The organism is Autumnicola edwardsiae (assembly GCF_031846505.1).
Taxonomy (GTDB): Bacteria; Bacteroidota; Bacteroidia; order Flavobacteriales; family Flavobacteriaceae; genus Autumnicola; species Autumnicola edwardsiae.
The window spans coordinates 1-2,244 of sequence record NZ_JAVRHP010000200.1 but is presented as its reverse complement, the minus strand read 5'-3'; the positions used below and the strand labels follow the sequence as shown (position 1 = coordinate 2,244).

2 protein-coding genes are annotated in these 2,244 nt (G+C 41.0%); both read right to left on the bottom strand.

Going from position 1 to position 2,244, the window contains the following annotated elements; translation table 11 throughout:
• A partial coding sequence (locus RM529_RS16920) for a SprB repeat-containing protein (protein ID WP_311485928.1) occupies nt 1–1,490 on the bottom strand: 1,490 nt, incomplete at its 3' end.
• Between the two features lie 333 nt (nt 1,491–1,823).
• The coding region (locus tag RM529_RS16915; RefSeq protein ID WP_311485927.1) for a T9SS type A sorting domain-containing protein at nt 1,824–2,244 on the bottom strand (421 nt) is incomplete at its 5' end.

Genomic DNA, 2,244 nt, shown 5'->3' with positions numbered 1-2,244 from the left:
TTCTGAGCCTCACATCCTTTTAAATCTCTTACTGTAACGGTATACGTTCCTGCGGAAAGGTTGCTGAAAGTGTTTGAAGTTTTAAAGTTTATTCCGTCAATTGAATATTGATAACCTGCATTTCCTCCTGAAACATTTCCAGCAGTAATACTACCGTCTGTTCCTCCGTTACAACTTACCGGGATAATTTCGGGATCAGCCATGATGAGGTCATCGGGTTGAGAAATCGTTACCGATTCGGTGGTTACACAACCATTTGCATCTTCCACAGTAACCGTGTAGGTACCGGCGGCTAAATCAGACTTTGATGTTCCGGAACCAAGGCCGGTCCAGGTGTAGGAATATGGCGTTGTACCTCCCGAGGCTTTAGCTTCCGCAGAACCCGAATTTGATCCAAAACAATCTACATCAATGCTGCTAATGTCAATTTGAAGTGGATCAATCACGACTTGCTGACTAAGGCTTGAGGTGTTGCCGGCTTCATCTTTAAATTCCCACACAACGGTATAACTGCCTGCTGTGAAAAAAGTGGTTTGGCTGGTGGTTGTACCTGTTATTTGTCCCGAACAATTATCTGTTGCTACGGGCGTCGTAAGGCTGTATTCGCAACCCCAACGTACATTGGTCACCTCCGGAAGTTGTGGCGCATCCTTATCTTCAACAGTAATAATCTGCTCAACAGCCTCTGCGGTATTATTATAATTATCGGTTACTTCCCAGGTAATAATAGTAGTTCCAACCGGATAATTTTCGTTAATGTCCATGCCATCTGATCGTGTTCCTGTTGGGTCCAGAACAGCACAATTATCTGTTGCTGAAGCCGAAATAATGGAAATATTTGCTTCACACGTGCCACTTATGTTGCTAACGGTGATATCTGCTTTTGCAAAAATTGTAGGTTTTTCGTCGTCTGTAACTGTTACTTTTTGTGTGGTGGTAGCTGTATTTCCGGCAGAATCTTCTACTGTCCAGGTCACTGTTGTTGTCCCGACTTCAAAGAATGAAGGGGCATCATTACGGATGTCTGTAATTTTACAATTATCATTTGTAGTAGGGGTGCCAAGGTTTACATTGGTAGCAATGCAATCGCCCGCATCTGTACTTATGACAATATTAGCAGGAGCTACAATTGTGGGGTTTACGCCGTCGCTTTCAGAAATGGTTACAGACGTGCTGTTTTCCTGTGGTGTAGGATTTGTATTATCGGTAACGGTTATCTCGTATGTTCCTGCACGTAATCCTGAAATATCTTCACTGGAACTCGAGAAACCATTGGGGCCGCTCCAGCTGTAGTTGTATCCCCCGGACCCTCCGGAAACTGTAATATTAATAGCGCCATCAGCACCACCAATGCAGCTAACATCCTGAGAATTAGCATTTATGCTTATAGCTGCATAGGTTTCCCCTTCCGCAGAGGAGAACATTCCTGCAGAAATAAAGAGAAAGGCCAGTAAAATAAAGGCGTTAAGCCCCGAAGTGATTTTACCCATGCACATTTTGATTAGATACTATGTACAAATTTACGCACAAAATCGATAAAACGTCGAAATTAACAGTTAAAAGTGTTCATTATCGACTGATAAATAAAAAATTAGCATACATAGAGAGAAAAATCTCACTAGTTTTTGAGAAGCTTAAACTAGGTGCAGGAACCCTATCTTTAATAAGTAAAAAATCATACTTCTGAAGTTTATTCCGGAGGGAAATTTACATAAGTCACAGAAAATCTACCTGATTCAGAAAAATACAGAAGGTCGAAAATTGCCATTTTAGAGGCGGCTCCAAAATGGCAATTTTCGGCATCTGTTCATTGTAGTGATCGGCTATTTTTTTACAATAATCTTTTTGTTGTAGACTTTTTCAGCAGTGTGGACTTTTACAATATAAACGGAAGTACTTACCGGTCGAATAAGGGTGAGATATATTTCTTTTTCTGTCGTGGCTTCGTTAAAAGTCTCTATTTGCTGCCCGTTAAGGGTGAATATCCGAACTTCATCAATTTTTTGGGCACCCGGATTGTAAATTACCAGTTGCTTCCTGTTCATTAAATACTCTACAGAAATACCTGCCTGATTTTGACCATTTTCATCCTCCGGATTTTCTTTAGGATTTTCAGCATCGGGATTTTCATTGCCTTCTTCAGGATTTTCTTCTTCTTCTTCTCCTTCTTCAGGACTTTCATCTTCTTCAGAGTTTTCTTCCTCTTCCTCTGGATTTTCTTCTTCCTCTGTTTGCTCTTTTTTC